Source organism: Streptomyces sp. NPDC046925 (assembly GCF_040644915.1).
Classification (GTDB): domain Bacteria; phylum Actinomycetota; class Actinomycetes; order Streptomycetales; family Streptomycetaceae; genus Streptomyces.
This window is the reverse complement of record NZ_JBEYWZ010000007.1, coordinates 347256-370623: the sequence shown is the minus strand read 5'-3', so window position 1 is coordinate 370623 and position 23368 is coordinate 347256. Positions and strand designations below refer to the sequence as shown.

Genomic DNA, 23368 nt, shown 5'->3' with positions numbered 1-23368 from the left:
ACTCTGCCGCCATGATTCGTACCGCCACGCCCGCCGACGTCCCCCTCATCCACGCCATGGTCCGCGACCTCGCGGAGTACGAGAAGGCTCTCGACGAGGCCAGGGCCTCCGAGGAGCAGCTGCGTGAAGCGCTCTTCGGGGAGCGGCCCGCCGCGTTCGGGCACATCGCGCAGGACGACGACTCGGGTGAGGTCGTCGGGTTCGCGCTGTGGTTCCTGAACTTCTCCACGTGGCGCGGGGTGCACGGGATCTACCTGGAGGATCTGTACGTGCGTCCCGAGGCGCGCGGCGGCGGGCACGGCAAGGCGCTGCTGCGTGAGCTCGCGCGGATCTGCGTGGAGCGGGGGTACGAGCGCCTCGAATGGTCCGTGCTCGACTGGAACGAGCCGTCGATCAACTTCTACAAGTCGCTCGGCGCGCTGCCGCAGGACGAGTGGACCGTGTACCGGCTGACGGACGGGGCGTTGGCGGGGCTTGGGGCCGTCGCCGAGTAGGAGGCCGCTGTTTCGGGGAGCCCGCTGTTTCGGGGAGCCCGCTGGTCAGGGGATCAGGACCACCTTGCCTGTGGTGCGGCGGTTCTCCAGGTCGGCGTGGGCCGTTGCCGCCTTCGACAGGGGGTAGCGCTGGACGGCCGGGGTGAAGTGGCCCTTCGCCGCCTCGGCGAGTGCGGCGAGTTCCAGGGTGCGGATCGGGTTGTCGCCGCCCGCCTTCTGCATCATCGCCGGGCCGAGTACGCCGGTCTGGGTGATGCCGCGGGCCGCGAGCTGCTCGTCGGTGAAGGTCAGGGGTTCGCCGTCGTGGGGGCCCTTGCCCGACCAGCCGAAGACGAGGTGTTGGCCGCCGGGGGCGAGGAGGTCCACGGCGGCGAGGCCGGGTGCTCCGCCCACTCCGTCGAAGACGACGGTGGCGCCGGGAGCGCCGATCTTCGTCAGGTACGCGCGTACGTCGTCCGGCCAGTCCGGGTTCCTGTGGTCGCGGTAGTCGACGGCGAGGTCCGCGCCGTTCGCGCTGACCCGGTCCGCCTTCTCCGGGCCGCCCGCCAGGCCGATCACCGTGGCGCCCGCGTGCTTGGCGTACTGGACCAGGAGCGTGCCGATGCCGCCGGCCGCCGCCGGGATGACGGCCACGGATTCAGGGGTCAGCTCGGCGAACTGGAGGATTCCCATCGTCGTACGGCCCGTGCCGATCAGGGCCACGGCCTGTGCGTCGTCCAGGGCCTCGGGGATCTCGTGCAGGCGGGCGGCTTCCGTGACGACCAGCTCGGCGTAGCCGCCGGGGGCGAAGCCGATGTGGGCGACCACGCGCTTGCCGAGCCAGTGGGCGTCGACTCCCTCGCCGAGTGATTCGACCGTGCCTGCCACCTCGCGGCCGGGGATGGTGGGCAGCTCGGGGAGTTCGGGGAGCGGGCCCTTGATTCCGGCGCGGATCGCGGTGTCCAGGAGGTGCACGCCCGCCGCGGTCACCGCGATGCGGACCTGGCCGGGGGCCGGTGCGGGGTCCGGGGTCTCCTCGTACGTGAGGTGGTCGGCGGGGCCGAAGGTGTGCAGGCGGATGGCGTGCATGGGTACTCCCTGGACTTTTGGGTGCTCGGTGCGGGGTGGTGGGCGCTTGGTGCTCGGTGCTCGGTGCTCGGTGCTGGGGATTGCGTGCTCGGTGTTCGGCGCCCCGTGTTCTTTCGTGGTCTGACCGCCACCCTCGTACCTCAAGCGGACTTGAGGTCAAGCCTCCTTGTGGTCATGGCGAGCGTCACCGCCTCAAGGGCGCTGTTGAAGGAGACCTCGGAGAGCAGACCGGGCGCCGCGACCTGGTCACCGGCGAGGTACACGCCGTTGCCGCGGTCGATCGCCGGGCGGTCGCGCCACGTGGTGCCGGGCAGGTCCACCGCGCCGGTACGGCCGTTGGACACGGAGTCGCGGCGCCAGACCAAGCGGTCGCGCCAGCCGGGGAAGCCGAGGTCGAGCAGGTGGTCGGCGCGGGCCACGCCGTCCGCCTTGGACTCGTCGGGGGAGAGCGGGATCTGCCCCTGGACGAGTTCCTGGCCGGCGGGGGCGAGGGTGCGGTCCTGGGTGGTGAACCGCTCGATCCAGCCGGTCCTGTCCAGGTCGGAGATCGCGAAGGGGTCGCCCCTGCGGGATTCGAGGACGAGGTCGACCAGGGTGGTGCGGGCGCTGTCCCAGTGCAGGGTGTCGTCCTGGAGGAGCCGGCGGGCCGCGGGGAGCGCGGTGGCCACGACGACCGGGCCCTTGGCGGTGAGCGGGGCGAGGGTGTCGATGCGGGACAGCGTTTCCACGCGTACGCCCAGGTTCCAGGCGAGCGCCGCCATGCGGTCGATGACCGAGCCCCAGCCGCCGCTCGGGTAGTGCGCTTCCGGGGGCAGCTTCGTGGCGCGGCGCAGGCGCTCGTGGACGAACCTGGCGGAGAGCGAGCCGGGGTCGTGGTGGAACGTCGCCACGGCGATGTAGTGCGCGGCGGCGCGTGCGCCTTCCTCGCCGACCTCGCCGGTGGCCCAGGTCATGAAGTCCACGTCCACCGGGGCCTGTTCGGGCTTGCGGCGCAGGAGCTTCACCATCGCCACGGGCGGGGTACGGCGGAGCCTGCCCCGGTGGTGGAGGCGCAGGCGGGTGCCTTCGATGGGCGGGAGGGGGGCGAGGGGGCCGATGAGGTCGCGCTGCTTGAGCCAGGTCCAGTGGGGGCCGCCGTTGTAGAGGGCGTGCGGGCCTTCGTTCGTGCGGTACGCGCCTTCGGCGGTGCGGGCTCGGCCGCCGAGGGTGTGGTGGGCCTCGTGGAGGGTTACTCGGGCGCCGGATTCCGCGGCGGTGATGGCGGCGGTCAGGCCGGCGAGGCCGCCGCCGATGATTGTGAGGGGGAGGGGGGTAGGGGGGTGGGCTTTGTGGTTGGTGCGGTTGGTGGGCATGGGGGCGGCTCCTGTCGTGGGCGGGTGGAGCCCTGTCGTGGGGCTCACTCCGTACGACGGATGGGGGCGCCCTGGATGTGACATCGGGGTGTGGCTGCGTTGGCGGTGTTGTCAGTGGGTGGGTGCACGATGGGCGGATGGGACAGAGTGCGGCAGCGGTGAAGAAGGCGCGGCGGCCCGAGGTGCGGTTGCCCGTGCTGCGGGAGTTCGACGGGGGCGAGTTGGCGCCCGACGGGGATTACGACGGGGTCGAGTTCCGGGATCTGGATCTCGGGGGGCAGGACGGCGGGGGAGCGCTGTTCCTGGACTGCGCGGTGACGGGTTGCGGGGTGAGCGAGACGCGGCTGAGCCGGGCGCGGTTCGTGGACTCGGTGCTTACGGAGCCGCGGGGGGTCGGTACGGAGCTTGTGGAGGCTTCGCTGCGGGACGTGGAGGTGGTGGACGCGCGCCTCGGGGGTGTTCAGCTGCACGGGAGTGTGTTGGAGCGCGTCGTCGTGCGGGGCGGGAAGCTGGACTATCTGAACCTGCGTAAGGCGCGGCTGAAGGACGTCGTCTTCGAGGGCTGCGTGCTGGTGGAGCCGGACTTCGGGCAGGCGTCGCTCGAGCGGGTCGAGTTCGTGGGCTGCGTGCTGAAGGGAGCCGACTTCAGCGGGGTCCGCATGAAGGATGTCGACCTGCGGGATGCGGCGGAGGTGGACATTCTGCGGGGGATCGACTGCCTGGCGGGGGCGGTGATCAGTGCGGCGCAGCTGATGGATCTGGCGCCGGCGTTTGCTGCGCAGGTGGGCGTACGGGTGGACTAGCGTCCGGCTTGGGCGGGGGTGCGGTGCGGGGCTGTTCGGCGTTGCGGTTCGGGGGCGCTCCGTCTGTGGGTGCGGGTGCGCGCCGGTATGTCCGTCCTCGCCATCCGCCTGTGGGCGTCTGATTGCTTCGGGTCCGGAGTGTTGCTTGCCGTGCTCCGGGCGGAAATACCGGCACACCCCCTCGCGTCTCGATGCCGGGTGCGGGCCGTCGTGCGTGCGGCGGCGGTGCGTGTGTGGGTGCGGGTGCGCGCCGGTATGTCCGTCCTCGCCATCCGCTTGTGGGCGCCTGTTTTCTTCGGCTGGGGAGTGTTGCGAGCCGTGCTCCGGGCGGAAATACCGGCACACCCCCTCGCGTCTCGTTGCCGACTGCGGGTGCGTGGGGGGTCGGTCCTCGTGCGTTCTTTCGGTCGGTTATGCGGGGCAATCGGGCGGGTGGGTGGGAAGGCTTGTTCGGTGCGGGGGTGGATGCGGGGTGATCGGGGAGTGGGTGGAGGCGACTACGCCCGGGGAAAGCGGGACTGCAGCGTCCAGATCGTGGGGTTGTCCGCCAGGGATTCGTGGAGGTCGATCAGGTCTGCCACGACGTCCTGGAGGAAGTCCCGTGCCTCGCGGCGGAGTTCCGTATGGGAGAAGGTCAGTGGGGGGTCCTCCGCCCGCATCCAGTCCGCCTCGATGTCCACCCACCCGAAGCGGCGCGTGAACAGCATGCGGTCCGTCGACTCCGTGAAGTCGAGCTCCGCGTGCTGGGGGCGGGAGGCGCGGCTGCCCAGCGGGTCCTGGTCCAGCTGCTCGACGATGTCGCACAGCGCCCAGGCGAAGTCCAGTACGGGAACCCATCCCCAGGCTGTGGACAGCTCCCGGTCCGCCTTGGTGTCCGCGAGATACACGTCCCCGCAGAACAGGTCGTGCCGCAGCGCGTGGACGTCCGCGCTGCGGTAGTCGAACTGCGGGGGGTCGGGGAAGCGGCGGGAGAGGGCGTAGCCGATGTCGAGCACCTGGAGATGGTGTCACGGGCGGGGCGCCTTCACGGCAGCAGGCGTTGCTCCTTCGCCACGGCCACCGCGCCCGCCCTCGTGTCCACGCCCAGCTTGTCGTAGATGCGGCCGAGGTGGGTTTTGACCGTGGCCTCGCTGATGAAGAGGGCCCGGGCGATGTCGCGGTTGCCCAGGCCCTGGGAGAGCTGGGCGAGGATGTCGAGCTCGCGGTCGGTGAGGGTGGGCAGCGGCTTGCGCATACGGGCCATCACGCGGGACGCGACCGGCGGGGAGAGCGTGGTGCGGCCCTGCGCTGCGGCGTGGATCGCGGCGAAGAGTTCTTCCGGGCGTTCGGCCTTCAGGAGGTATCCCGTGGCGCCCGCCTCGATGGCCCGGGTGATGTCCGCGTCCGTGTCGTAGGTGGTGAGGACCAGGACGTGGGGTGAGGGGGAGGGGGTGCTGGGCGTCGTGATGTGGCGGGTTGCCTCTACTCCGTCCATTCCCTCGCCCAGTTGCAGGTCCATCAGGACCACGTCCGGGGCCAGCTTCGCGGCGAGCGCGATCGCCTCCTCGCCGGTGCCCGCCTCGCCGACCACCTCGATGTCCGGCGCGCTGCCGAGCAGGGCCAGCAGTCCGGCCCGTACGACGATGTGGTCGTCGCAGACCAGGAGGCGGACCGGGGGCGTGGGGGGCACGGAGGTCGTCATGGGGTCTCCTGCGGGGTCGGCGGGGGCAGCGGGGTCAGCGGGATCGACACGGAGAGCACCGTGCCCTCGCCCGGTGCCGACTCGATCGTCAGCGTGCCGCCGAGCTGCCGTGCCCTCGCGCGGATCGCGGGCAGCCCGTGGCCCCGCCGGTCGGGGGCGGGCGACGTCTCGGCGGGGGTGAAGCCGCGGCCGTTGTCCGCGACGTCGAGCACCACCTGGTCGTCCAGATGCGTGAGCGTCAGTGCCGCCGCGCTCGCTTCGGCGTGTTCCGTCACGTTGGCCAGGGCGCCCTGCGCGATGCGTACGAGCGCGGACTGTGTCCGGTCGGGGAGCGGGGCGGGCGTGCCCTCGGAGTGGAAGCGGACGGTCAGGCCCGCGTCCTGCGCGGTCCGCGCGGCCAGCGTCCGCAGCGCTTCGTCCAGGCCGCCGCCGTCGGCGAGGTCGGCCGGTGCGAGGTCGTGCACGAAGCGGCGGGCCTCGGCGAGGCCGTGCTCGGTGATCGACTCGGCGGTACGGACATGGGTGCGGGCCCTGGCCGGGTCCGTGTCCCAGACGCGGTCGGCGGCCTGGAGCAGCATCTGCTGGCTGGACAGGCCCTGCGCGAGGGTGTCGTGGATCTCCATGGACAGGCGCTGGCGCTCGGCGAGGGTGCCTTCGCGGCGCTCGGTGGCGGCCAGTTCGCGGCGGGTGCGGATGAGGTCGTCGATCAGTTCGCGCTGGCGCGCGGCCTGGCGCTGCAAGTAGGCGAAGACGGCCGTCGCGATCGCCGACACGGCGGGCGGTCCGAGGATCAGGTCGGGGTCGTAGCGGCCCGCGAGCCGCAGCTGCGACGCCACGACGCAGCCGGTCAGTACGGCCACCAGGACGAGGGCCGGGATCGGCGGCAGCGTCCGCAGCCCGGTGAAGAAGAGCGGCACCGCGCACCATCCGAAGCTCGGCGCGAGGATGACGAGGACCAGCCAGACCCCGACGACCAGGGCGAGCCAGGTGAGGCGGCCGGGGGTGGGGCGGATGCCGGGTGCGGGGCCTGACGCGTACGAAGGGGAACGCTCGCCCCGCAGGGCCGACGCGAGGGGCGGGAGGGCGTAGAGGACGGCGAGGATCACGGAGAGCGTGATGATCCACGGGACGCGCGCGCCGCCGGGGTGGCGCAGCAGGAAGCGGGCCAGCGAGGTCGCCAGGAGCAGATAGAACGCCGCGTGCATGACGGCCGCGAGCCAGCGTGCGTCGGGGTCCGCGGCAGCCCTCCGCGTGGAGGCGGACGCCCTGCCCACAGACGCGGACACCCTGCCCACAGAGGCGGAAGCCCTGCACGGGGAGGCGGGAGCCCTGCCCGCGGAGTCGGGAGCCCTGCCCGCGGAGTCGGGAGCCCTGCCCGCGGAGGCGGACCGCTTCGGGGTGGCGTGCGTGCGGGCGGTCGAGACCTGCCGCGAACCAGCGGCGGGTCCGGGCCTCCCGGGGGCGCCCTCGTCCTGTCCCACGGCACTGCTCCTTCCGCCCCGCCCGCTCCTGAACTGCGCAAACAACCTCATTGTGACCCGGCGGGACCACCAGAGGGTCAACCGATCGGTTGACCCTCGTGTCCACCGAGCCGCAGGCAGGCAGCAGCCGGTACGCCGAGGGCCCGGGCCGGATACGCCCGGAGGATTGATGGCAGAGGAAAAAACTTCCCCCGCCTTCACCCCGAGGAGCCCCCGATGCAGAAGATCTCCCGCCGCGCCCGTGTCCTGACCATCGCCGCCACCGCCGCCGTCCTCGGCGCCGGTACCTTCGGTGCCGTCTCCGCGAGCGCCGAGGCCCCGGCCGCCGCCCCCAAGGCCGCCGTCACCGCCGACGCGAGCAACAAGAACCTCACGCAGTCGACGCACCTGAGCGTCGCCGCCGCGACCAAGGCCGCGCAGGCCACCCTCGACGCCGCGAAGAAGGAGAACCAGCGCGTCTCCGTCGCCGTCGTCGACCGCAACGGCAACACCATCGTCGAACTGCGCGGCGACGGCGCCGGCCCGCAGTCCCCCGAGTCGGCCGTGAAGAAGGCGTACACCGCCGTCTCCTGGAACGCCCCCACCTCCGAGCTGACCAAGCGCCTTGAGCAGGCCCCGAACCTGAAGGACATCCCCGGCACGCTGTTCCTCGCGGGCGGCGCCCCGGTGACCGCCAAGGACGCGCCCATCGCGGGCATCGGTGTCGCGGGCGCCCCGAGCGGCGACCTGGACGAGAAGTTCGCGAAGGCGGGCGTCGCGGCGCTCGGCCGATAAGGCACTGAGGCCGCCGACACCGCCGCGCCGCCAAAGCGCCCGGATCTCATCATGCTGAGGCTGTTCCCGGTCCGTACGACGACGAGAGGAACGTTCATGACAACGAGGAGAACGTTCATGACAAGGACCGCCGACGACCAGCGGCTGCTCGACGCCGCACGGGCCGGGAACGCCGCCGGGGTGAGAGCCGCCATCGAGGCGGGCGGCCGGGTCGAGGCCCGCGACTCCGAGCTGCGCACGCCGCTGCTGCTCGCCGCACTCGGCGATCACGTCGAGGCGGCCGGGGTCCTGGTGGCCGCGGGCGCGGACGTCGACGCGCAGGATCACCGCGCCGACAGCCCCTGGCTGGCCACCGGTGTGACGGGCAGCGTCGCCATGCTGCACGTCCTGCTCCCCGCGGGGCCCGATCTGAAGCTGCGCAACCGCTTCGGCGGAATCTCCGTGATCCCCGCGGCGGAGCGCGGGCACGTCGCGTACGTACGGGAAGTCCTGCGCGTCACCGACATCGACGTCGACCATGTCAACGACCTCGGCTGGACAGCCCTGTTGGAGGCCGTGATCCTCGGCGAGGGCGGCCGTGCGCACCAGGAGATCGTGGCGCTGCTGCTCGCCGCGGGCGCGACGCCCGGTCTCGCCGACCGGGACGGCGTCACGCCTCTCGCGCACGCCGAACGCCTCGGCTTCGCGGAGATCGCCGCACTGCTGCGAGGCGCCTCGTGAAGCCCGTACGGGTGGCACGCTCGCCCCGCGTGTCCCGCACGGCGCTCTCGGCCGGCGCCGTTCTCCTGGCCGCCGCGGCTCTCGCGGGCTGCGGCGGGAGCGGCTCCGCCTCCGCGGAAAGCCCCGCCGCCGAAAGCCCCGAGCCGTCCCGCGCCACCGCCACGGCCACCCTCCCCGCCGAGCAGCGCACCCCCGAAGGCACCCTCCTGGTCGCCGACTTCGGCTCCGACACCGTCACCTTCGTCGACCCCGAACGCGGCCCCGTCGAGTCCGTGAAGGTCGGCACGGCCCCCTACGGCCTGACGGTGGGCGATGACGGCCGCGCCTGGGTCGCCACCGCCGAAGCCGTCGCCGTCGTCGACACCCGCACCCGGGAACGCGTCGACACCATCCCGTACGAGACCGACAGCGGGCCCGCGACGACCGGCGAGTACCGCGGCGGCGGCATGGGCATCGCCCTCTCCCCGGACGGCGAGCACGCCTACGTGGGCGTGAACGTACCGGACGGCAAGGGCACGCTTGAGGTCATCGACACCAAGAAGCGCGAGGTCACCGACACCGTGCCGGTGGGCAGGCGCCCCTTCGACGTCGACGTGTCGAAGGACGGCAGTGAGGTGTACGCGACCAACCACGACTCCTTCGACGTGACGGTCGTACGCGCCGACTCGCTGAAGCCGCGTCGCATCGAAGTCGCCCCCTACGGCACCGAAGGCGGCCTCGGCTCCTGGCTCAAGCCGCACTACGCCGCCGTACGGCCCTCGGACGGCAAGCTCCTGCTCCCCTTCGAGGGCGAGAAGCTCGTCGTGCTCGATCCGCGCACCGGGAAGTCCGACATCGAGCCGATGACGGCCAACACCCATCAGCACGGCGCGCGGATCACCGACGACGGGACGCTGTTCGCGGTCGGTACGGGACCCATCGACCCCTCGGAGGACGAGGGTCCCTCGCTGACCATGCGCACGAAGGACGGCAAGGAGAAGGTCTTCCCGCTGGAGGGCCCGCACGAGGACGTGGCCGTCTCCGACGACGGCGGCACCGCCTATGTCACCGGCGGCTTCACCCGCGACGGTTTCTGGAACGGGATCACCGTCGTCGACCTGGAGAGCGGGGACACGCGGCGCCTTCCGGCGGGCGAGCGGCCGTTGGGCGTCGCGGTCCTCTAGGGGGCACGGCGGGCGGGAGCGAGGCGCGCTCCGAACATATGCCGCATAATCACAGCCGTGCACCTACGATCCACGGCGCTGCGCGGCACCTCCGCCGCCGCCCTCACCGCCCTCGTCATCACCGCCTGCAGCGGCTCCGGAGTGCACGGCACGCCCGGAGCCGACGGTGTGCGCGACCCGTACTTCCCGAAGCTGGGCAACGGCGGTTATGACGTCGCGCACTACGACCTGACCCTGGGCTACGACCCCGACGCCCGCCGGCTCACCGCCACCGCCGAGGTCACGGCGCGCGCCACCCAGGACCTCAGCGCCTTCAACCTCGACCTCAAGGGCCTGGACGTGAAGGCCGTGACCGTCGAGGGCAAGGACGCCAAGTTCCACCGCGACGGGCAGGAGCTGACGATCCGGCCCCCGGACGACCTCGACAAGGGAGAAACGTTCCGCACGGTCGTGCGCTACTCCGGCAGCCCGGAGACCATCACCGACGCGGACGACTCCGAGGAGGGCTGGCTGCGCACGGAGGAGGGCGCCCTCGCGCTCGGCGAGCCGACGGGCTCGATGGCGTGGTTCCCGGCCAACAACCACCCCTCCGACAAGGCCTCGTACGACATACGGATCACCGTCCCCAAGGGTCTGAAGGCCATCTCCAACGGGGAGTTGACCCGCGAGTCGACCAAGAACGGCCGCACCACCTTCGCCTGGCACAGCGCGGAGCCGATGGCGAGCTATCTGGCGACGGTCGCGATCGGGCCGTACGAGGTGAAGAGGTCGACGACGAAGTCCGGCATCCCGGTGCTCACGGCGGTGGAGCCCTCCGAGGCCAAGGCGAGCGCGAAGGCCCTCAAGCGCATCCCCGAGATCATCGACTGGCAGGAGCTGAACTTCGGCCCCTACCCCTTCTCGTCGACCGGCGCGATCGTCGCCCGCGAAGGGGACGCGGGCTACGCCCTGGAGACCCAGACCCGCCCCACCTACCCCGGCGCCCCCGACACCGGTCTCGTCGTCCACGAGCTCGCCCACCAGTGGTTCGGCAACTCCGTGACGCCCAAGTCCTGGCGGGACATGTGGCTCAACGAGGGCTTCGCGACGTACGCGGAGTGGCTCTGGGAGGAGGACAACGACGGCGACAGCGTGCAGGAGACCTTCGACGAGATCTACGCGGACGACTATTACGAGGACAAAGAGGACAACGACGCCATCTGGGCCTTCCCGCCCGCGAAGCCGCCGTCCGCCGCGAAGATCTCGGACAGCCCCGTCTACGAGCGGGGCGGCATGGTCGTCCACAAGATCCGCCAGGCGGTCGGCGACGACACGTTCTACGACATCGTGCGGGGCTGGACGAAGACGTATCGCCACCGCAACGCGGACACCGAGGACTTCACGCGGTACGTGGAGAAGCACGCGGGCAGTGAGGCCGCGCGCAAGAAGGTGCACGCGATCTGGGGCCCGTGGCTGTACGGGGACGGGAAGCCGGAGCGTCCGTAAGGCCGCCCGATCCCGGCCCGGTCCCGGGTGTCTTACAGCAGCGGCTTGCGCAGTACGGCGCACGGGCGGTTCGCCGCGAGATCGCGCCGGTGGTCGATGACCTCGTACCCGAGCGACGTCCAGAAGGCGAGCCCGGCGTCGTTCCCCGCGAGGACGGCCAGCCGTACCCCGGTGCGTCCGTCCTCCCGGAAGCGCTCCTCGATCAGCCCCGCCAACTGCCGCCCGAAGCCCCGGCGCTGCTCCCCGGCGTTCACCATGAGCAGCCCGATCCACGGGTCCGGGTCGGCGGGGTCGGGATGCCGGTCCAGCGTGATGCCGATCCCCACGGCCCGCCCCTCGGACCGCGCGACGAGCACGTCGGCGCCCGGCACGGCGAGCTCGTCCGCGAGGGTGGCGGCGACCTGTTCGGGGCGGACGTCGTACGGGTCGGGGAAGTCCCCCGAGAGGGCGTGGAAGACGTGGTTCGACGCGTACAGGGCGGTGAGCTCGGTGAGCAGCTCGCCCGGCAGCGCGCCGTCCTCCGCGGGGGTGAGCGGTTCGAGGATCATGCGGCGCAGATTAGTTGACCCGGCGATCACGGTCGCAGGGATTTGAAGGCGCGGGTCTGGTCCACGATGGCCCGCTCCGTGGGGAGGCGTTCGATCGACGACGCCCCGAAGAAGCCGACGATGCCCGTGGTGCGGTCCAGGACGTGGGCCGCGTCCTCCGGTTCGGCGATGGGGCCGCCGTGGCACAGGACCAGGATGTCGGGGTTCACTCGCTTGGCCGCGTCGTGCATCTCCTGGACCGCCGTGGCCGCCTGGTCGAGGGTCATGGCCGTGCCCGCGCCGATCGCGCCCTTCGTCGTCAGGCCGACGTGGGGGACCAGGACGTCCGCTCCGGCCCGCGCCATGTCGGCGGCCTGGTCGGGGTCGAAGACGTAGGGGGTCGTCAGGAGGTCGCGGGCGCGGGCCTCGCGGACCATGTCCACCTCAAGGCCGTACCCCATGCCGGTCTCTTCGAGGTTGGTGCGGAACGTGCCGTCGTACAGGCCGACCGTCGGGAAGTTCTGCACGCCGGTGAAGCCCATGCGCTTGAGCTCGTCCAGGAAGCGGCCCATGTCCCGGAAGGGGTCCGTGCCGCACACCCCGGCGAGGACCGGGGTGTCCCTGACCACCGGGAGCACCTCCCTGGCCATGTCCACCACGATCGCGTTCGCGTCCCCGTACGGGAGCAGTCCTGCCAGGGAGCCGCGGCCCGCCATGCGGTAGCGGCCGGAGTTGTAGATGATCAGGAGGTCCACGCCGCCCTCCTCCGCGCACTTGGCGGACAGGCCCGTGCCCGCTCCCGCCCCGATGACGGGATTGCCCTTCGCCACCTGGGCGTTGAGGCGGGCCAGTGCTTCCTTGCGGGTGATCTGCGTCGTCATGGGTGCTCCTTGAGCGAGTCCGGGGTGGGTTCGGCGCCAGAGTCCGAGGGCGTCAGGGCTTCGGCGCGCGTGCGCCGATCAGCTCGTGCAGGCGGTCCGCCATCGCCACCGCGAACTCCGCGTCGTTGATGTGCGCGTCCACCTCGTGCAGCCGTACGCCGCTGCCCCGCACCGTCGTCCGCAGGGCGCTCAGCCCGGCCTCGTCCGCCGCCCGGTCCTGGAACGGGCCGCCCTCGGCGTCCACCGCCGAGACCCCGCGCAGCGGCCAGAAGAACTCGGCGGGGCCGCGCGCGGCGGCGAGGCGGTGGCCGAGGGTGGCGCCGAGGGCGGCCATCTCGTCGGCGGTCGTGCGCATCAGCGTGACCGTGGGGTTGTGGACGAGGAGGGTGCGGTCCCTGAAACGGGGCGGGACGGTCGCTTCCGGGCCGAAGTTGACCATGTCGAGGGCGCCGGGCGCGACCACCTGCGGGATGCCCGCGCGGCCTGCGGCGGTGAGGCGTTCGGGGCCCGCCGACAGGACGCCGCCGACCAGTTCGTCGGCGAGTTCGGTGGTCGTCAGGTCCAGTACGCCGTCCAGGAGGCCGTCGGACGCCAGCTTCTCCACGGCACGGCCGCCCGAGCCCGTCGCGTGGAAGACGAGGACTTCGTAGCCCAGTGCGTCGAGGCGGGCGCGGGCCGCGTCGATCGCGGGCGTCGTCACGCCGAACATTGTCGCGGCGACCACCTTGCGGCCCCGGCCCGCCAGTTCGTCGTGGTTGCGCTCATGGCGCCTGGCCATGCCCGCGGCTGCCGCCGCCGCGTTGCCGAGGACCTGCCGGGAGACCGCGTTGATGCCGGAGATGTCCACCACGCTGTACATCAGGGTGATGTCGCTGCTCCCGACGTACGGCGATACGTCGCCGCCCGCCATCGTGCTGACCAGGATCTTCGGCACTCCGATCGGCAGCGCGCGCATCGCCTGCGCGGCGATCGACGAGCCGCCGCTGCCCCCGGCGGCGAGCACCGCGTGCAGCTTGCCCTGCCGGTGCAGGTCGAGCACCACCTCGGTCACGCCGTCCGCCATCGCCGCCACGGCCGCGCCCCGCTCGCCCGCCGCGCGCAGCTTCGCCAGGTCGTGCCCGGCCGCGCGGGCCACGGCCTCGGCGGACACGTCGGCGGCGGGGGCCCCGGCGGGCGGCGGCAGTATGCCGGTGTCGATGAGCAGGGTGTCGCTGCCGTACTCCCTGAGCCGCTCGCGCAGCCAGGCGTACTCCGCGCCCTTGGTGTCGAGCGTCCCGACCAGCACAACGGTCGCCATGGCCCTCACACTCCCTCAAGTGGTGGGTGGTGCTGCCGATCCTGATGCCGTCGCCGCGCGGAAGCAACGACCCGGAATGCCGCTCGGTGCGTCACGACGGCGGGCGACGCACGAGGGCCCCCGGCGGAAACTCCGCCGGGGGCCCTCGTGAACCGGCCTACGAACTGGCCGGTGAACCTCAGACGTTGACGCCGAAGTCCTGCGCGATGCCGACGAGGCCCGAGGCGTACCCCTGGCCGACCGCGCGGAACTTCCACTCCGCGCCGCTGCGGTACAGCTCGCCGAAGACCATGGCGGTCTCGGTGGCGGCGTCCTCGCTCAGGTCATAGCGGGCGATCTCCGCGCCGCCGGCCTGGTTCACGATGCGGATGAACGCGTTGCGGACCTGGCCGAAGTTCTGCGAGCGGTTCTCGGCGTCGTAGATCGAGACCGGGAAGACGATCTTGTCGACGTCGGCCGGGAGACCGGCCAGGTTGACGTTGATCTGCTCGTCGTCGCCCTCGCCCTGGCCCGTGACGTTGTCACCGGTGTGCACGATGGTCTGGTCCGGCGTCGCCTTGTTGTTGAAGAAGACGAAGTGGCCGTCCGAGTAGACCTTGCCCTGCGGGTTCACCGCGATGGCCGAGGCGTCCAGGTCGAAGTCGGTGCCGGTGGTGGTGCGGACGTCCCAGCCGAGGCCCACGGTGACGGCGGTCAGGCCCGGAGCCTCCTTGGTGAGCGAGACGTTGCCACCCTTGGACAGGCTTACTGCCATTGTTGGGAGTCCCTTCCCTCGTTGCGTACGAACGGGCTTCGTACTGTGGACGAAGCTACCGTCACCCCTAAGAACGTCGACCGGGGTCCCAGAGGTTCCAGGTCCTTTTACTTTCTTTACTCATCTCTAGCGCCCCTCGCGCCACAAGGGTCGCGAGTCCGCGGAGCAAGCGGGGCGCGCCCGTATCGCAAGCGGGGCGCGCCGTAAATCAGGGTGACGTGGACCGGACAGACGCGGGACGATAGGACCCATGTCCGGTCCCTATGTCATCCGCGGCTCCGTCTGTCTGCCCGAGGCCGAGCTCATGTGGCGCTTCTCCAGGTCGTCCGGGCCGGGCGGTCAGCACGTCAACACCAGCGACTCGCAGGTGGAGCTGAGGTTCGACCTGGCCAACACGGAAGCGCTGCCCCCGGTGTGGAAGGAGCGCGCCCTGGAGCGGCTCGCGAACCGCCTCGTGGGCGGCGTCGTCAGCGTGCGCGCCTCCGAGCACCGTTCCCAGTGGCGCAACCGCGAAATGGCGGCGACCCGCCTCGCCTCGCTGCTCGCCGAGGCCACCGCGCCGCCGCCGCGCCCGCGCCGCGCCACGAAGATCCCGCGGGGGATCAACGAGAGGCGCCTGCGCGAGAAGAAGCAGCGCAGCCAGACCAAGCGCGGCCGGTCGGGGGAGGGCTGGGGCTGAGCCCTCGGTCACCCGGGGCTGATTGAGCCTCCGGTCACGCGGGGCGGGCGGGCCCCCGGTCACGCGGGGCGATCGGCCCGGCGGCCGTCCGCGGCGGCTCCCGCCGCAAACGGTGCGTCAGCAAAGTCCGCCGGTCGGGAAAGTTGACGGGAAACTCGGCGCAAAAAAGGTCCACTCACCGGTAATTTCACGGGCAGGCGTCAGCCCAGCTGCCGGTACTTCCCCTTGAAGTACGTCAACGGGCCTCCGTCGGCGCTCGGCAGATCAGCCGAAAGTACTCGCCCGATGACGAGGGTGTGATCACCCGCCGTAACCGTCTGTTCGGTCCGGCACTCCAGTGTCGCGAGCGCGCCGCCGATCAGGGGCGCCCCGGACTCGTCGCCCCGTACGTACGAAATGTCCTCGAAAAGCAGCCGGTCGCTGATCCGGCCCTTCATCGCGAACCGGCCGGCGATGTGGCGCTGGCTCTCGGCCAGCACGGAGACGCCCCACAGCGGCTGCTCGGCGAGCAGATCGTCCATCCGGGAGCCCTCACGCAGGCTGACCAGCACCAGCGGCGGATCGAGCGACACGGAGAGGAAGGCCGTCGCGGTCATGCCCACGTCCTCGCCGACCGGCGCGTGCGGATCGTCCGCGTCCAGCGAGGGCTCGCAGGCCGTCACCAGGACCACACCCGCGGCGAGCCGGGACATGGCGGCGCGGAACTGTTCGTTGCTCACCCCCACAGGATGCCCGTCGGGGGGCGCGGAACGCGGGGCGGGTGAGGCGGGGAGAGTCGCGGGAGCGCCCTCCTGGGATGTCTTCAGTACGGGAACCACACACCCGACGCTAGCCGGGCCCGCCCCGGCGCCACATCGGGCCGAGGGCCGAGGCCGGGCCTAGGTCCGAGGGCCGAGAAGACGCCGGCCGCCCTCGCGGGGGCGCTCGGCGGCAAGTGGACTGGACCAACGAAGGCTTTACGCCTGTGACTTGAGTCACAGGACCCATATTTTGTTGACCCTGTGTACCGGGCAAGCTGCTCGCTGTGATTCAGTGACGGTGGCAATCAGACACTGAGAGAACTCAGGTACTGAGAGAACACTAAGGGCGCTGCGAATCCTGGAGTTGCTGTCGAGGTCTCGGGGAGAGCGAGCAATGGAGACCGAGTCGGAGCCGTACGTCCGTCTTGCGACCCTGCGGCAGCTGCATCAGGTGGTGGCGGATCTCAACACGGCCCGGAGCCTGGCGGACACGCTGCAGACCGTCGCCGACGGCGTGGTCAACGGCCTTGGCTATGAACTGGCGTGCGTGAACCTCGTGCGCCCCGACGGCGATCTCGTCGTCGCCGCCTTCGCGGGCAACACCGCCGCCGAGGCCCTCATCACCGGCCGCGTCGGCTCGCGTGAGGCCTGGGAGAAGCGGCTCGCCATGGGCGAGGCCTGGGGCGCCCTGAGATTCATCTCGTACACCGAGGGCTGGGTCCTGGACGAGGACGACGTCCCGCAGTGGTACACCGACGGCCCCGAGCCCCGCTTCGAGGACGAGTGGCACCCCGCCGACCGCCTCTTCGCCCCCATGTACGCGACGGGCGCCTCCGGCGGCGAACTGCTCGGCGTGATCTCCGTGGACCGGCCCCGCAACGGCCGCAGGCCCGGCGCCTGGGGCCGCGAGGCCCTCCAGATGTACGCCTTCCAGGCCGCCATCGCGATCAGCAACGCCCGCCTGCGCGCCAACATGCAGCGCGCCCTGGTCCGCCTGGAGCGCGAGCAGCAGGCGCTGCGGGCCAGCGAGGAATCCTTCCGCCAGGCCTTCGAGTACGCCCCCTCCGGCATGGCCATCGCCGAGATGGGCGGCGACCAGCACGGCCGCATCCTGCGCACGAACGACGCGCTGTGCCGCCTGCTGGGCCGCCCCGCGTCCGCGATGCGCCGCTATTCGTTCTCCGACCTGGTCCACCCCGAGGACATCGGCACGCTCCTGCGGACCTCCGCCGAGGGCGGCCGGGCCGAGCTGCGCCTCGCGCGCCGCGACGGCACGTACGTCTGGGTGTCCCTGCGCAACTCCGTCGTCGCGGACGCCGCCGACGGGCCGCGCTTCCTGCTCACCCACGTCGAGGACGTCGAGGAGCGCAAGCGCCGCGAGCTCCAGCTCGCGCACCGCGCCTCGCACGACGCCCTCACCGGACTGCCGAACTCCGCCGAGCTGCGCTCCCGCCTCAGCGCCCGTCTCTGCCGCAGGCCGCACGCGGGCCAGCCCAGCGCGGTCGACTCGCTCGACGCGGCCTACGACGGCGTGTACGACGCCGCGGGGCAGCACAGCTTCGACTACGGCTCCAACACCGCGCACAGCCTCCAGCAGAGCGGGGACGGCTTCGACCACCACGTGCACACGGTCGCGCCGCCGGAAGGGCCCGGGGACGCCGACGACGGCACCAAGGGCCTCGCGGTGCTCTTCTGCGACCTCGACGGCTTCAAGTCGATCAACGACCGCTTCGGGCACCACACGGGTGACGCGGTTCTCATCGAGGTCGCCAGGCGGCTGACCAGCGGCGTTCGCGACGGAGACACGGTGGCGCGGCTCGGCGGCGACGAGTTCGTCGTCCTCGCCGACGGCCTGGGCCGCGCCGACGCCCAGGACCTCGCGGTGCGGCTGCGCAACGCGATCATCCCGCCGATCAGGGTGGACGGCCGCGCGGTCCGGGTCGGCGCCAGTTTCGGCATCGGCTGGGCCCACTGCGGGATGTCGGCAGACGAGGTGTTGCACTCCGCTGACCAGCGGATGTACGTGGAGAAACGGTCCCGTGCCAAGCAGCACAGGAGGGCCGGATGAGGTCAACGACACCCCGTGGGCTCACTCGGAACGGGTAGGCTCCCCCGGTCAGCAATGTGAGGGAGTGACCTGGGAATGACGCCCGGCAATAACGGCGAACACACGCCGAACCCGCCAGAGGGCGACGACGATCCGTTCGGCTATCTGTACGAAGACGGACAGGCGGCCGGCGCCACCCCGCCCAGCGGCGGGGGCGGATACGGGTACCCGGGTCCCCGGTCCTCGTACAACCAGGTGCGTGCGGTCGGCGACCGCAGGCCGGGTGCCTACGGAACGCAGGCCGCGCCCGCGTACGGCCAGCAGGTGCCGCCGCAGCAGCAGGCCTACGGCCAGCCGAACGCGCACTACGCCGCTCCGGAGACGCAGCCCGGCGGCGCCCCCGCGTCGCCGCAGTACACCCCGGCGTCCCGCGGCTCCGGCGGCCGTGGCGGCGGCCCCAACACCAAGGGCCTCCTCATCGCCGCGATAGCGGTCGTCGCGGTGGTGGCCATCGGGATCGGCGCCGCGATGATCTTCGGCGGCGACGACGACAAGGGCGACGACGCGGCGGCCGGCGGCGGCGCGACGCAGGGCGAGACGGTCAAGCCCAGCGAGAAGCCGACGAAGAAGCCCGAGGACCCGGCGGCCGACCTCCCGAAGACGGACGCGAAGGCCCTGAAGCTGGAGGGCGGCACGACCACGGCCTCCGACATAGAGGGCGCGGAGTCCGAGGGCGGTGTCTATGTCGCGGGGTTCGACAAGGTCGGCGCCCAGGTGACGTGGACCGTCAACGGCATCCCCAAGGCCGGTGCGTACAGCCTCCGCGTGAACTACGGCGTCCCCGGCAAGGACTCGAACGCCACCATCCTCGTGAACGGCAAGAAGCAGACCCGCCCGCTGAACATGAAGAACTTCGCCGGTGCGGACGAGGGCAACTGGGAGAAGGGCTGGACCAATACCTGGGCGGTCGTCCAGCTCACCAAGGGCACCAACTCCGTCACGCTCACCTGCGCGCAGAGCGACCTGTGCGGGACGACCGGGGCGAACATCGACCAGATGTGGCTCGTGGAGGGCAGCAACGGCTGACCCTCCACGCCCCGACAGGGGTTCCTGCGGGGTTACTTCAGCAACCCCAGGAACCCCGCCACCGTCCCGGTCATCGCCTCGCGAGCCGGGGCGAGGTATTTCCGGGGGTCGACGCCCGTCTCGTGGGCGCCCAGGTACTCGCGGACCGCCCCCGTGAACGCCGTGTTCAGGGCCGTGCCGACGTTGATCTTCACCATGCCGGCCGCCACCGCAGCGCGGATCTCCGCGTCGGGCACACCGCTCGAACCGTGCAGCACCAGCGGCACGGGGACGGCCTTCGCCAGGGCGGTGATCAGCTCGTGGTCGAGGGACGCCGTGCGGGAGGTCATCGCGTGGGATGAGCCGACCGCCACCGCGAGCGCGTCGACGCCCGTGCCGGCCACGTACGCCGCGGCCTCCGCCGGGTCGGTCCGCACCCCCGGCGCGTGCGCGTCCAGCGGGGCCTCGCCCTCCTTGCCGCCGACCTTCCCGAGCTCCGCCTCGATCCAGATGCCGCGCTCATGACCCCAGCGCACCGCCTCCGCGGTCGCCTTGACGTTCTCCTCGTACGACATCTTCGACGCGTCGAACATCACCGAGCTGAAGCCCTCGGGGTGCGCGGCGCGCAGCAACTCCACGTCCATGACGTGGTCCAGGTGCAGGGAGAGCGGGGCCGACGACGCCTTCGCCACCGCCGCCGTCGCCGCGGCGATCGCGGACAGCCTTCCGCCGTGGAACTTCACGGCGTTCTCCGAGATCTGGAGGATCGCCGGGGTGCCCGCCTGCTCGGCGCCCGCCGCGATCGCCTCCGCGTGCTCCAGCGTGATCACGTTGAACGCGGCGACCCCGCGCCCCGCCGCGCGTGCGTCGGATACCAGGTCACCGGTGGATACGAGTGGCACGAATGTCCCCAATTCCCGGGCCGGAGCGGCCCGTTGTGCGTCGCTCGCGCGGGGCGGCGCGTCATTGCGCCGCGGCACGTCATTACGCCGCGGTGGCCTCGCCGGTCACCGCGACCCGCGCGAGCAGGTCTTCGTAGGTCGAGGGCACGAACTCGCCCGCCACGGGGGCCTCGACGGTCGCCGCGGAGAGGGCCACGGCCCGGGCGAGGCGGTCCGGCCACGGAAGCTCTTCCACCAGGGCGGAGAGCAGGCCCGCGACCGCCGAGTCACCGGCGCCCGTGGGGTTGCCGTGCACGCGGGCGGGCGGCGTCGCCTGCCAGGTGCCTTCCGGCGTGACGGCGCGCAGGCCCTTGGCGCCGAGCGAGGCCACCACCGCGTGCGCGCCCCTGCGGCGGGCGTCGCGGGTCGCCTGGGCGGGCTCGTGGGAGCCGGTCAGCTCGGCCAGTTCGTCGGCGTTCGGCTTGATGATGTCGGGGCGGGCGCCCAGGCCGCGGCGCAGCGCCTCTCCGCTGGTGTCCAGGAGGACGGGGACCTTGGCGGCCCGCGCGGCCCGTACGAGGACCGCGTACGCGCCGACCGGCACGCCCGGCGGCAGGCTCCCGCAGAGCGCGACCGCGGCGGCACCCCGGCGCAGCAGCTCCTCGTACGACTCCTGGAACGCGGACCACTCCGCGGGGGAGATCGCCGGGCCCGGTTCGTTCAGCTGCGTCGTGTCGCCGGTCGCCGCGTCGACGACGGCGAGCGTGCGGCGCGTCGCGCCCTCGACGGGCACGAGGGCGTCCGTGACGCGGGGTTCGCGCGAGAGGCGGTCGTGCAGGGAGCGGCCCGTGTCGCCGCCGGCGAAGCCGGTCACCGTCACGTCGTGGTCTAGTGCCGCGAGGACGCGGGCGACGTTCAGGCCCTTGCCGCCGGGGCGTTCGATGACCTCGGTGACGCGGTGCGAGGCGTGCGGGGTGAGGGCGGGGACGCGGTAGGTGATGTCCAGGGCGGCGTTCAGCGTGACCGTCAGAATCACTTGCCGCCCACCCCCGGGATCACTGGAGAACGCGCTTCCTGCTGTCCTCTTTCGCGGCTGATCATGCCAAAAAGAAGGCGGTTGGCCCAGGGGTGCGGGCCAACCGCCTTCTCTTCGACGCCTTTTCAGCGAGTAGTGAAATCACCCTAGTTGGACCTAATTGGGCGTAACTACCCACTCGCCCTTGCGCATGACGCCCTTGAGGGCGAACTCCGCGTCGAGGACCACCAGGTCGGCGTCCTTGCCGGGTTCGAGGGAGCCGACCTTGTCGTACATTCCGAGGAGCCTGGCGGGGTTGGCCGAGATGGCCCGCACGACGTCGTCGACCGAGAGCCCGTCGACGGTCACCGAGCGCTTGAAGGCGCGGTCCAGGGTGAGCGTGGAGCCCGCGATCGAGCCGCCCTCGACGAGGCGCGCGACGCTGTCCTTCACCTCGACCTCCAGCGGGCCGAGCATGTACCGGCCGTCGCCGAAGCCCGCCGCGTCCATCGCGTCCGTGATGAGCGCGGTGCGGGCCGCGCCCGCGTGGTGGAAGGCGAGTTCGAACGAGGCGGGGTGCAGATGCGTGCCGTCGTTGATCAGCTCGACCGTGATCCGCTCGTCCTCCAGGAGCGCGGCGATCGGGCCCGGCTCGCGGTGCCCGAGGCCCGGCATCGCGTTGTAGAGGTGCGTGGCGACGGTGGCGCCCGCGTCGATGGCCTCCACCGTCTGCTCGTACGACGCGTCTGTGTGGCCGATGGCCGCGATCACGCCGTGCTCGGCCAGGAGGCGTACGGAGTCGATGCCGCCCGGCAGTTCGGTGGCGAGCGTGAACATCTTCGCCTGGCCGCGGGCCGCGTCCATCAGCTTGCGTACGTCGGCGGGGTCCGGGTCGCGCAGCAGCGCCTCGCTGTGCGCGCCCTTGCGGCACGGCGAGATGAACGGGCCCTCGAAGTGGATGCCCGCGAGGTCGCCCTGCTCGGCCAGTTCGCTCAGGACGCCCGCGCGCTGGGCGAGGAAGTCCATCTCGCCGGTGACGGTCGAGGCGACGACGGTCGTGGTGCCGTGCAGGCGGTGCGTGTGAATGCCCTTGAGCACGTCGTCGACGGTGCCGCAGGTGAAGGAGGCTCCGCCGCCGCCGTGGTTGTGGATGTCGACGAAGCCGGGGACCACCCAGTGGTCGGCGGGGAGATCGACGACTTCGGTCTCGGCCGGCCCGGGAGCGCTCCCCGCGACGCGCGTGCCGTCGACGATCACCCGGCCGCCGGGGACGGTCCCGGTGGGCAGGACCACCTGAGCACCGGCGAGGATTTTGCTAGTGGCCATCAGGCGGTTACCTCCGTGGATGGGGTGGGGTCGGGGTCGGTTCCTCCGAGGAGGTCCCAGGCGAGCAGGCCCGCGCCCAGGCACCCTGCGGTGTCCCCGAGGGCGGCCGGGACGATCAGGGGCTGGGTCTGGAACGTGACGATGCGTGCCGTCATGGCTGCCCGCAGGGGCGTGAACAACGTTTCCCCGGCCTCGGCGAGTCCGCCACCGATGATCAGGGTGTGCGGGTCCAGGAGAGTGAGGGCGGTGATGAGGCCGTCCGCGAGCGCGTCGACGGCGTTCTGCCAGACCTCCTGCGCGCGGGGGTCGCCGGACTCCACGGCCTTCGCGCAGTCCGCGGCGTCCGCGTCCGGGTCGCCGCTTGCCGCGGCCCAGGCCTCGCTCACCGCGGATGCCGAGGCGAGACGCTCCAGGCAGCCGCGCTGGCCGCAGCCGCAGGGCGGGCCGCCGGGGCGCACGATGATGTGGCCGATCTCGCCCGCCGAGCCGTGGGCGCCGGGTTCGATGCCGCCGCCGATGCCGATGGCCCCGGCGATGCCTGTTCCCAGGGGTACGAAGAGGAACCGGTCGGCGCCCTTGCCGGCGCCGATGCGGCCCTCGGCGAGGCCGCCGGTGCGCACGTCGTGGCCCAGGGCCACGGGGATGCCTTCCAGCCTGCGGCTGAGCAGTTCGCGCATGGGGACGTCGCGCCAGCCGAGGTTCGCGGCGTAGACCGCCGTGCCGTGCTCGGTGTCGACGATTCCGGGGACCGCGACACCGGCCGCGGCGGCGGGCTCCCCGAATTCCTTGATCCCGTGGGCGCGGAGGTCGGCGGCGAAGTCGAGGATGGACTCGACCACGGCGTCGGGTCCGCGCTCCCGGCCGGTGGCCCGCCGCGCCTCGTACAGGAGCGCGCCGTCCGCCCCGACCAGGGCGGCCTTCATTCCGGTGCCGCCCACATCGAGGGCGATGACATGTCTCACGGGGGACAGTCTCGCGCGTCACTTGCGAGAGGTCTAGTCCACTTTGGGGTTTGCCCCGCCCAAAAGTTCCTTTCGGGGGTCGGTCATCCGGCGGTGGGGGCCCTGGCAGGAGCACGCCGTTGCGCAAGCGATACTGAGGTGGTGTAGACCTCGTGTGCGTACACGGGAGAAAA

At 71.9% G+C, this 23368-nt stretch carries 23 protein-coding genes; 9 read left to right on the top strand and 14 right to left on the bottom strand.

The features are described from left to right. Positions 1-11 precede the first annotated feature (11 nt). The gene (locus tag ABZ906_RS28595; protein ID WP_361194382.1) at positions 12-494 is read left to right on the top strand and encodes a GNAT family N-acetyltransferase; all 483 of its coding nucleotides are present in this window, start codon (positions 12-14) and stop codon (positions 492-494) included. A 45-nt stretch (positions 495-539) separates the two neighbouring features. On the opposite strand, the gene ABZ906_RS28590 is transcribed toward ABZ906_RS28595, so the two are convergent. Continuing rightward, on the bottom strand, positions 540-1562 hold the full coding sequence (locus ABZ906_RS28590) for a zinc-binding dehydrogenase (RefSeq protein WP_361194385.1): 1023 nt from the start codon (positions 1560-1562) through the stop codon (positions 540-542). A 140-nt stretch (positions 1563-1702) separates the two neighbouring features. Then, the gene (locus ABZ906_RS28585) at positions 1703-2914 is read right to left on the bottom strand and encodes an NAD(P)-binding protein (protein WP_361387400.1); all 1212 of its coding nucleotides are present in this window, start codon (positions 2912-2914) and stop codon (positions 1703-1705) included. Between the two features lie 137 nt (positions 2915-3051). On the opposite strand from ABZ906_RS28585, the gene ABZ906_RS28580 reads away from it, so the two are divergent. Further along, entirely contained in the window at positions 3052-3717 is a 666-nt protein-coding gene (locus ABZ906_RS28580; protein WP_361194392.1) for a pentapeptide repeat-containing protein, read from the top strand. 497 nt (positions 3718-4214) lie between these two features. Here the strand turns inward: ABZ906_RS28580 and ABZ906_RS28575 are convergent, their stop codons facing one another. The 3 genes from ABZ906_RS28575 to ABZ906_RS28565 are packed head-to-tail and all read right to left on the bottom strand — an operon-like array spanning position 4215 to position 6672. Beyond that, positions 4215-4712: a hypothetical protein gene (locus tag ABZ906_RS28575; RefSeq protein ID WP_361194394.1), complete on the bottom strand. Its 498-nt coding sequence runs from the start codon at positions 4710-4712 to the stop codon at positions 4215-4217. A 29-nt stretch (positions 4713-4741) separates the two neighbouring features. Beyond that, positions 4742-5398, bottom strand: coding sequence for a response regulator transcription factor (locus ABZ906_RS28570; protein ID WP_361194397.1), 657 nt, complete (start codon positions 5396-5398; stop codon positions 4742-4744). After that, positions 5395-6672 (bottom strand): sensor histidine kinase, encoded by a 1278-nt coding sequence (locus ABZ906_RS28565; protein WP_361387397.1) that lies wholly within the window; start codon positions 6670-6672, stop codon positions 5395-5397. The genes ABZ906_RS28570 and ABZ906_RS28565 overlap by 4 nt, the downstream gene beginning before the upstream one ends. A gap of 423 nt (positions 6673-7095) precedes the next feature. On the opposite strand from ABZ906_RS28565, the gene ABZ906_RS28560 reads away from it, so the two are divergent. The 4 genes from ABZ906_RS28560 (at position 7096) to ABZ906_RS28545 (ending at position 11021) form a co-directional block, all read left to right on the top strand. Further along, complete coding sequence (locus tag ABZ906_RS28560; RefSeq protein WP_361387394.1) at positions 7096-7653, top strand: heme-binding protein; 558 nt, start codon at positions 7096-7098, stop codon at positions 7651-7653. A 117-nt stretch (positions 7654-7770) separates the two neighbouring features. Further along, positions 7771-8373 carry an ankyrin repeat domain-containing protein gene (locus tag ABZ906_RS28555; RefSeq protein ID WP_361194403.1) on the top strand — a complete coding sequence of 201 codons (603 nt, stop codon included), beginning with the start codon at positions 7771-7773 and terminating at the stop codon, positions 8371-8373. Between the two features lie 29 nt (positions 8374-8402). Beyond that, a complete protein-coding gene (locus tag ABZ906_RS28550; protein WP_361387391.1) occupies positions 8403-9536 on the top strand; it encodes a YncE family protein in 1134 nt (377 codons plus the stop codon). Between the two features lie 57 nt (positions 9537-9593). Next, positions 9594-11021, top strand: a complete 1428-nt coding sequence (locus ABZ906_RS28545; RefSeq protein WP_361387388.1) for a M1 family metallopeptidase — start codon at positions 9594-9596, stop codon at positions 11019-11021. Between the two features lie 32 nt (positions 11022-11053). Here ABZ906_RS28545 and ABZ906_RS28540 read toward each other — a convergent pair whose 3' ends face one another. From ABZ906_RS28540 to ABZ906_RS28525, 4 genes are all read right to left on the bottom strand, one after another. After that, positions 11054-11569: a GNAT family N-acetyltransferase gene (locus ABZ906_RS28540; RefSeq protein ID WP_361387385.1), complete on the bottom strand. Its 516-nt coding sequence runs from the start codon at positions 11567-11569 to the stop codon at positions 11054-11056. Positions 11570-11595: 26 nt separating this feature from the next. Continuing rightward, positions 11596-12429: a phosphoenolpyruvate hydrolase family protein gene (locus tag ABZ906_RS28535; RefSeq protein ID WP_361387383.1), complete on the bottom strand. Its 834-nt coding sequence runs from the start codon at positions 12427-12429 to the stop codon at positions 11596-11598. A 52-nt stretch (positions 12430-12481) separates the two neighbouring features. Then, positions 12482-13726 (bottom strand): Tm-1-like ATP-binding domain-containing protein, encoded by a 1245-nt coding sequence (locus ABZ906_RS28530; RefSeq protein ID WP_361387380.1) that lies wholly within the window; start codon positions 13724-13726, stop codon positions 12482-12484. 178 nt (positions 13727-13904) lie between these two features. Further along, positions 13905-14480 carry a TerD family protein gene (locus tag ABZ906_RS28525; protein ID WP_361387377.1) on the bottom strand — a complete coding sequence of 192 codons (576 nt, stop codon included), beginning with the start codon at positions 14478-14480 and terminating at the stop codon, positions 13905-13907. A 241-nt stretch (positions 14481-14721) separates the two neighbouring features. Here ABZ906_RS28525 and arfB point away from each other — a divergent pair, with 241 nt between their 5' ends. Continuing rightward, positions 14722-15159: an alternative ribosome rescue aminoacyl-tRNA hydrolase ArfB gene (gene arfB / locus ABZ906_RS28520; protein ID WP_361194687.1), complete on the top strand. Its 438-nt coding sequence runs from the start codon at positions 14722-14724 to the stop codon at positions 15157-15159. A gap of 200 nt (positions 15160-15359) precedes the next feature. On the opposite strand, the gene ABZ906_RS28515 is transcribed toward arfB, so the two are convergent. After that, the gene (locus ABZ906_RS28515; protein WP_361194689.1) at positions 15360-15884 is read right to left on the bottom strand and encodes a flavin reductase family protein; all 525 of its coding nucleotides are present in this window, start codon (positions 15882-15884) and stop codon (positions 15360-15362) included. Between the two features lie 409 nt (positions 15885-16293). Here ABZ906_RS28515 and cdgB point away from each other — a divergent pair, with 409 nt between their 5' ends. Beyond that, on the top strand, positions 16294-17967 hold the full coding sequence (gene cdgB, locus ABZ906_RS28510) for a diguanylate cyclase CdgB (protein WP_361194416.1): 1674 nt from the start codon (positions 16294-16296) through the stop codon (positions 17965-17967). A gap of 75 nt (positions 17968-18042) precedes the next feature. Continuing rightward, on the top strand, positions 18043-19032 hold the full coding sequence (locus ABZ906_RS28505; protein ID WP_361387374.1) for a carbohydrate-binding protein: 990 nt from the start codon (positions 18043-18045) through the stop codon (positions 19030-19032). A gap of 32 nt (positions 19033-19064) precedes the next feature. Here the strand turns inward: ABZ906_RS28505 and ABZ906_RS28500 are convergent, their stop codons facing one another. From ABZ906_RS28500 to ABZ906_RS28485, 4 genes are all read right to left on the bottom strand, one after another. Next, positions 19065-19913 carry a class II fructose-bisphosphate aldolase gene (locus tag ABZ906_RS28500; protein WP_361387371.1) on the bottom strand — a complete coding sequence of 283 codons (849 nt, stop codon included), beginning with the start codon at positions 19911-19913 and terminating at the stop codon, positions 19065-19067. A gap of 82 nt (positions 19914-19995) precedes the next feature. Continuing rightward, positions 19996-20928, bottom strand: a complete 933-nt coding sequence (locus ABZ906_RS28495) for a 1-phosphofructokinase family hexose kinase (protein WP_361387368.1) — start codon at positions 20926-20928, stop codon at positions 19996-19998. Positions 20929-21084: 156 nt separating this feature from the next. After that, complete coding sequence (gene nagA, locus ABZ906_RS28490; protein ID WP_361387365.1) at positions 21085-22233, bottom strand: N-acetylglucosamine-6-phosphate deacetylase; 1149 nt, start codon at positions 22231-22233, stop codon at positions 21085-21087. After that, the gene (locus ABZ906_RS28485; protein ID WP_361387362.1) at positions 22233-23195 is read right to left on the bottom strand and encodes an ROK family protein; all 963 of its coding nucleotides are present in this window, start codon (positions 23193-23195) and stop codon (positions 22233-22235) included. The genes nagA and ABZ906_RS28485 overlap by 1 nt, the downstream gene beginning before the upstream one ends. Positions 23196-23368: the final 173 nt, after the last annotated feature.